Source organism: Streptomyces sp. SAS_272, assembly GCF_052543235.1.
In genome coordinates this window covers 91,054-97,632 of record NZ_JBMNDR010000020.1, presented here as the reverse complement: position 1 = coordinate 97,632, position 6,579 = coordinate 91,054, and the positions used below count along the sequence as shown (strand labels likewise).

The window sequence follows — 6,579 nt, the reverse complement described above, 5'->3', positions numbered from 1 at the left end:
GCCGCCCCCGCGACATCGGCGGCGGCGTCGCCCACCGGTGCGGAGCCGCCCGCAGGCGGGATGCCGGACGCGGAACCCGAGCCGGCCTCGGAGCGCGGACCGGCCTCGGAGCGCGGACCGGCCTCGGCGCGCGGTCCGGCCGTCGGACCGGGGGCGGCCTCGGGGCGGGCGCCGGGCGCGCGCCCCGGTCCGGCCACCGACTCGGCGGACGGACGGGTACCGGTCACCGGACCGGTCGCGGTCACCGGACCGGTGCCGGTCGCGGAACCCGAGGCGTCGACGGGGTCGGCGGCGGCCTCGGAACCCGGGTCGGCCGTGGTGGGAGCGGGCTGCGGGGTCCGGCGCAGGGCGGCACGGGCGGCGTCGGCCGGCCGGGGCGCGGCAGGGGCCGCGGGACGGTCGGGCCGGTCCGTGCGTGGCTCGGCGGGCTGCTCCGGCGCGGGCTGCCGCGCGGTCTGCTCCTGTTGCCGCTCCCGGGCCGCCCGCAGCGCTCGGCGCGCCTCGTCGGCCGGCCCGGTGCTCTTGCGCGGTTCGCTCATCACGCCTGTCTCCGCAGCCTGACCAGGTCGGTGAGTTCACGGTCCGTGAGTTCGGTCAGGGCCGACTCTCCGGAGCCGAGGATCGCGTCGGCCAGAGCACGCTTGACCTGGAGCATCTCGGCGATGCGGTCCTCGACCGTGCCCTCGGTGATGAGACGGTGCACCTGGACCGGCTGGGTCTGGCCGATGCGGTAGGCGCGGTCGGTGGCCTGTTCCTCCACCGCCGGGTTCCACCAGCGGTCGAAGTGCACGACGTGCCCCGCGCGCGTCAGGTTGAGGCCGGTGCCGGCGGCCTTCAGGGACAGCACGAGGACCGGGGTCGCGCCGCTCTGGAAGCGGTCCACCATCCGTTCCCGCTCCGGCACCGGAGTCCCGCCGTGCAGCAGGTCGACGGGTACGGCGCGGGCGGTGAGGTGGGCGGTGATCAGACGGGCCATGCCGACGTACTGGGTGAAGACGAGGGCCGAGCCGTCCTCCGCGAGGAGGGTGTCCAACAGCTCGTCCAGCAGGGCGAGTTTGCCGGAGCGGGCGGCCAGGGCGTCCCCGACGGAGGCGCCGTCCTCCTTGAGGTAGAGGGCGGGGTGGTCGCAGATCTGCTTCAGCGCGCCGAGGAGTTTCAGCACCAGACCGCGGCGGGCGATGCCGTCCGCCGTCTCGATGGCCAGCAGGGACTCGCGGACCACCGCCTCGTAGAGGGCGGCCTGTTCGCGGGTGAGCGGGACCGGGTGGTCGGTCTCCGTCTTGGGCGGCAGCTCGGGCACGATGCCGGGGTCGGACTTCTTGCGGCGCAGGAGGAACGGGCGGACCAGCCGGGCGAGGCGCTCCACCGCCTGGTCGTCCTCGCCGTTCTCCACTGCGCGCGCGTGCCGGGCGCGGAAGGACTTCAGGGGGCCGAGGAGCCCGGGTGTCGTCCAGTCGAGCAGCGCCCAGAGCTCGGACAGGTTGTTCTCCACGGGGGTGCCGGTCAGGGCCACGCGCGCGGACGTCGGGATCGTGCGCAGCGCCCTCGCCGTCGCCGAGTAGGGGTTCTTCACGTGCTGCGCCTCGTCCGCGACGACCATGCCCCAGGGCTGCCCGGCAAGCGCCGGGGCCGCCGACCGCATCGTGCCGTACGTGGTGAGGACGAAGCCGCCGGACAGCCCGTCCAGGCTGCGGTCGGGGCCGTGGAAGCGGCGGACGGGCACGCCGGGCGCGAAGCGGTTGATCTCGCGCTGCCAGTTGCCCAGCAGGGAGGCCGGGCACACCACCAGCGTGGGCTCGGTGCGGGCCCGCTTCAGATGCAGGGCGATGACGGTGATCGTCTTGCCGAGGCCCATGTCGTCGGCGAGACAGCCGCCGAGGCCGAGGGAGGTCATGAGGTCCAGCCAGGCCAGGCCGCGCAGCTGGTAGTCACGCAGGACGGCGTGCAGACCGGCGGGCGGCTCGGCGGGCCGCACCCCGGCGGTGAGACGGTCGCGCAGGGCTGCCAGGGCGCCGACCGGGACCGCCTCGACGGTCTCGCCGTCGACCTCGGCCACTCCGGAGAGGGCGACGGACAGGGCGTCGACCGGGTCCAGCAGGCCCAGTTCGCGTTTGCGGGCCTTGCGCACGAGCGCCGGATCGACCAGCACCCACTGGTCGCGCAGCCGCACCACCGGGCGGTGGGCCTCCGCCAGGGCGTCCATCTCCGCCTCGCTGAGCGGGTCGCCGCCGAGCGCCAGCTGCCAGCGGAACTGCAGCAGTTCCTCGCCCTCGAAGAAGCCCCCGCCGTCGGTCGCGGAGCCGGGCGCCGGGCGCACCACGGCGGCCGCGCTGAGGTCCTGTGCGAGGTCCCGGGGCCAGTGAACGGCGACCCCGGCCGCGGCGAGCCTGGTGGCGGCCACGCCGAGCAGGTCGCCCAGCTCGTCCTCGGAGAGGGCCAGGACGTCCGGCGCGTCCTGCTCGGCGAGCCGGGCGAGGGGAGGCCACACGCGGGCCGCGCGCCGCACGGCGAGGGCCGCGTCCACGCGTGCGCGTGCCCCGAAGGCCGCGTCGGCCTCGCCCGCCCACAGCGCGGCCGCGTCCGTCACCAGGGTCGGGTCCGCGAGGCTGTGCACCTGGACGATCGCCGCGCCGGCGCTGCGCACCCGCGCCCCGCCGTGGCCGTCGCCGCCGGGCGCGTCGAACATGGCGTACGCCGACAGGTCGAGGCGCAGCGAGATCCGCACGCCCGCGTCCATGCCGGCGGCGACTTCCGCGGCCCAGTCGTGGGCGCCGGGCAGCCGCTGGGGCCGGCGGTCCGCGAAGGGCCTGCCGCAGGCATGCGGCGCGGCCGGGGTGCGGGGCAGGGTGTCCGCCACCGCGTCGAGGAAGGAGCGCATCAGAGGCTCGGGCCGGGGCAGCAGGAGCGGGCCGGAGCCGGGAAGCGGCACGGCGTGACCCTCGTGCGGGAGGGCGGCGGCGACCGCGCGCAGGTGCGCGATGTCCTGCGGGTCCAGCGGACCCGCGCGCCAGGCGTCGTGCCCGGCGGGCGTCAGGCCGGGCAGGAGGCGGCCGCGGGCGGCGAGCCGCAGCGCGTGCAGCGCGGCCGCGCCCCAGCAGGCGGTCGCCGGGTGGGCGGCGGGGTCGTGTCGGGCGCGCACGAGCAGCGGGAGCGCAGCGTCGATCGGCAGGGACAGGGCGGGGGTCTGCCTGCGGCGGATCGTGGCGCCATGACGCCGGACGACGGTGAGCTCCGTGTGTTCCGCGTCCGCCGCGGCGGGCAGCGCGTCGCCTGCCGGGTCCCAGAAGGCGACGCGGCCCTCGCGCGGGAGGGGCGCGGGCAGGAAGACGGCGGCGAGCCGCACGGAGACGGAGACGGAACCGGGCTCGGCAGCCGCCGTCCCGTCGGCCATGACGCTCATGCCGGGTGTCCACCTCCCGCCCGCCTGTCGGATCAGTCGTCTTCGACTCTACGGGCGGGGTCTGACAATCGGCCCCGGGCGGCCGGCCGGTCACCCCGTCGGGTCCGGCCGGGGCGCCGGGCGGGCTCCGGGAGCCGGGTCAGGGGACCGTGCGGGAGACGACGTACACGAACGGGAAGACCGCGTTTCCGGTGTTCACGACGATGTCCAGCGTCGGCTGCGGGTTCTTCCGCTCGAGGACGATGCCGAAGTCGTCCCCCGGACGCGAGCCGGGGCCGCTGAACTTCCAGCCGGTGATCTGCTGGTCGCGGGCGCTGATGGCGATGTCGCCCTTCTTCAGGTCGTCCCGGCCGACGCCGATCTCCGCGAGGAACTGGTCGAGGCCGGCTTGCGTGGTCTGGAACTGCACATAGAGCCGGCTGGTCTTCCAGTTGTTCGTCTCGTAGTAGGCGACCTTGTTGGCGGGGTGCGGGACCGGCACCTGGTAGAGGCGGCGCTGCACCTTCGAGGGCCAGCCCTCGGTCAGGCCGGTCGCCGAGTACTTCGCCTCCTTGTCCTTGCCGCTGCTGCGGCTCTGATCGGCGGAGATCACCAGGTAGCCGGCCGGGACGCCGATGAGCAGCACGATGATCAGCAGGGTGAGCGCCCGGCGGCGGATCATGTGCCGGCGGTCCTCCGGCGGGCGGGGCGGCTCGCCCGAGGAAGCGGCCTGGCGGGGCAGCGGCGCTGTCATGCGGTGTCCGAGGTCGTGCGGGGCGGCGGCGGTACCGGGGTCATGCGATGTCCTGGGCGGAGGGTGACACAGCCGTCGGGCCGTGCCCCGGGCGGAAGGCGACACAGCCGTCAGGCCGTGCCCCGGGCGGAAGGCGACACAGCCGTCAGGCCGTGTCCTGGGTGCGGCGGGCCGCCTCAGTGAACCGTTCGAAGCGCTCGTAGCGCTCCACGCGGCGGCGCTTGGCGCGCCGGAAGCGGCGGGCCACCAGACGGGCCAGGTCCGCGGCGCCGACCATGCCGGCCTCGGGGCCGAGCTGGGCGCGCACGATGCGGGCCTCGGGGCGGTAGCCGCGGCCGGTGAGCTGGCGCTTGAACGCGTCCCGCGCGGGGCTGATCAGCAGGTCGTCGGCGGCCGAGACGCCGCCGCCGATCACGAAGCAGGACGGGTCCAGGGCGGCGGCGAGGTTGGCGATGCCGACGCCCAGCCACTGGCCGATGTCCTGGAGCAGCTCGATGCACATGGCGTCGCCCTCGCGGGCCAGCTCGGTGATCATGGGGCCGCTGATGTCCCCGATCTGCCCCTTGACGTGCTCGATGATCCCGTAGGCCACCGGCGAGTCGGCGGCGGCCAGCTCCTTGGCCTCCCTGACCAGGGCGTTGCCCGAGCTGTACTGCTCCCAGCAACCGCGGTTGCCGCACGGGCAGCGGTGGCCGCCGGGCACCACCTGCATATGGCCGAACTCGCCGGCCACGCCGTACTTGCCGCGCTTGACCTGGCCGTCCTCGAGGATCGCGCCGCCGATGCCGGTGCCGAGGGTGATCATGACGAGGTGGTCCTCGCCGCGGCCCGCGCCGAAGCGCCACTCCGCCCAGGCGGCGGTGTTGGCGTCGTTGTCGACGAGGACGGGCACCGCGAGGCGACCGGAGAGGCGGTCCCTGAGGGGTTCGTTGCGCCAGGACAGATGGGGCGCGAACAGCACACGGTTGCGGTCGGCGTCGACCCAGCCCGCCGCGCCCACGCCGACGGCGTGCACGTCGTGGCGGTCGGACAGGTCCAGGACCAGTTCGACGATCGTGTCCTCCACAACCTTCGGGCTCTTCGACTTGTCCGGCGTCTCGGTGCGGACCTTCTCCAGGATGTTGCCGTCGGCGTCGACGACGCCCGCCATCACCTTGGTGCCGCCGATGTCGATGCCCACGGTGGGCACCCGTGGCGCGGTGAGGTGCGAGCGGCGCTCCCTGGTGCCCACCGTGCGGAGTGCGGGGGCGCGGCGGGAGCCGATGGGGGCGCTGAAGTTGCCGTAGGTGCTCATCGTCGCCGATTCTGCCTCACCCTCACCTCGGCTGCCGAGCCGGGCGACGACGGCGTGTGGCCTTCGCCGACGGCGGCCGCCCGGCGGACGCGGGGGCGCGGCGACGGGCTCGCGCGCGACGCCCCAGCTCGTGGCGGGGGTCGTCGGGGCGGTCCTCGCCGTCGGCGAGCCGGGGTGACGGGGTTCACAGCGTCACGGACGTCAGACGTCGCGCGCTTCACCCGTGTCACCGCCGTCACGTCACGGCTGCACCGGCGGTCACGGCCGCGGTCCGTGTCCGGGGCGCGCGGGGCGCGCAGGGTCACTCAGGGGCGCACGAGCAGCTGGAACTCGAAGGAGTAGCGGGTCGGACGGTAGATGTGGTCGCCGAACTCCACCGCGCGCCCGGTGTCGTCGAAGGTGGTGCGCTGCATGGTCAGCAGCGGGGCGCCGCGGTCCTCGGCGAGCCGCTCGGCCTCGTCCGCGGTGGCGGCGCGGGCGCCGATGGACTGGCGGGCGCTGTGCAGGGTGATCCCGGCGGCCCGCATCAGGCGGTAGAGGCCGGTGGCCTGGAGCTGTGCGGTGTCGAGGTCGAGCAGGCCCGAGGGCAGGTGGTTGCACAGGTACGCCATCGGCTCGCCGTGCGCCAGCCGCAGCCGTTCCACGCGGTGGACGTCGCTGCCCTCGGCCACCCCGAGCGCTGCCGCCACCTCCGCGGACGCCGGCAGCACGGTGTTGGCCAGGACCGTCGTCGCCGGGCGCTGCCCTGCCGCCTCCAGGTCGTCGTAGAGGCTGCTGAGCTCCAGCGGGCGCTTGACCTGGCTGTGCACGACCTGCGTGCCGACGCCTCGGCGGCGCACCAGCAGCCCCTTGTCGACGAGCGACTGGATCGCCTGGCGGACGGTCGGCCGGGACAGGCCGAGCCGTGCGGCGAGCTCGATCTCGTTGCCCAGCAGGCTGCCGGGGGTGAGCGAGCCGTGCTCGATCGCGGCCTCCAGCTGCTGGGCGAGCTGGAAGTACAACGGCACCGGGGAACTGCGGTCCACACGTAGTTCCAGCTGCACGGTCGGGTCCACTCCTGGTTTCGGCACGGCCCGAGCGTAGCTCCGCGACCGGTTGACGGGAAGTTGTGCAGTTCGATTGTCCGGACATGCGCATTGACAGGGTGCTGCC

Annotated in this window: 4 protein-coding genes and 1 pseudogene; all 5 read right to left on the bottom strand. The window is 75.0% G+C overall.

All coding sequences use genetic code 11. The features are described from left to right. Positions 1-539, bottom strand: a pseudogene (locus ACN6LD_RS14815) (hypothetical protein); the annotation flags it as partial. After that, positions 539-3,391 carry an SNF2-related protein gene (locus ACN6LD_RS14810; RefSeq protein WP_445043392.1) on the bottom strand — a complete coding sequence of 951 codons (2,853 nt, stop codon included), beginning with the start codon at positions 3,389-3,391 and terminating at the stop codon, positions 539-541. The pseudogene ACN6LD_RS14815 and the gene ACN6LD_RS14810, both read right to left, overlap by 1 nt. Before the next feature lie 148 nt (positions 3,392-3,539). Continuing rightward, complete coding sequence (locus ACN6LD_RS14805) at positions 3,540-4,133, bottom strand: sugar kinase (RefSeq protein WP_319189854.1); 594 nt, start codon at positions 4,131-4,133, stop codon at positions 3,540-3,542. A 145-nt stretch (positions 4,134-4,278) separates the two neighbouring features. Then, the gene (locus ACN6LD_RS14800; RefSeq protein ID WP_057576113.1) at positions 4,279-5,427 is read right to left on the bottom strand and encodes an ROK family glucokinase; all 1,149 of its coding nucleotides are present in this window, start codon (positions 5,425-5,427) and stop codon (positions 4,279-4,281) included. A 305-nt stretch (positions 5,428-5,732) separates the two neighbouring features. After that, positions 5,733-6,470, bottom strand: a complete 738-nt coding sequence (locus ACN6LD_RS14795) for a GntR family transcriptional regulator (RefSeq protein WP_319189896.1) — start codon at positions 6,468-6,470, stop codon at positions 5,733-5,735. Positions 6,471-6,579: the final 109 nt, after the last annotated feature.

Bases quoted from the DNA above. Each gene is read 5' to 3' on its own strand.
- ACN6LD_RS14800 (WP_057576113.1), bottom strand. From the start codon at position 5,427: ATGAGCACCTACGGCAACTTCAGCGCCCCCATCGGCTCCCGCCGCGCC.
- ACN6LD_RS14805 (WP_319189854.1), bottom strand. From the start codon at position 4,133: ATGACAGCGCCGCTGCCCCGCCAGGCCGCTTCCTCGGGCGAGCCGCCC.
- ACN6LD_RS14810 (WP_445043392.1), bottom strand. From the start codon at position 3,391: ATGGCCGACGGGACGGCGGCTGCCGAGCCCGGTTCCGTCTCCGTCTCC.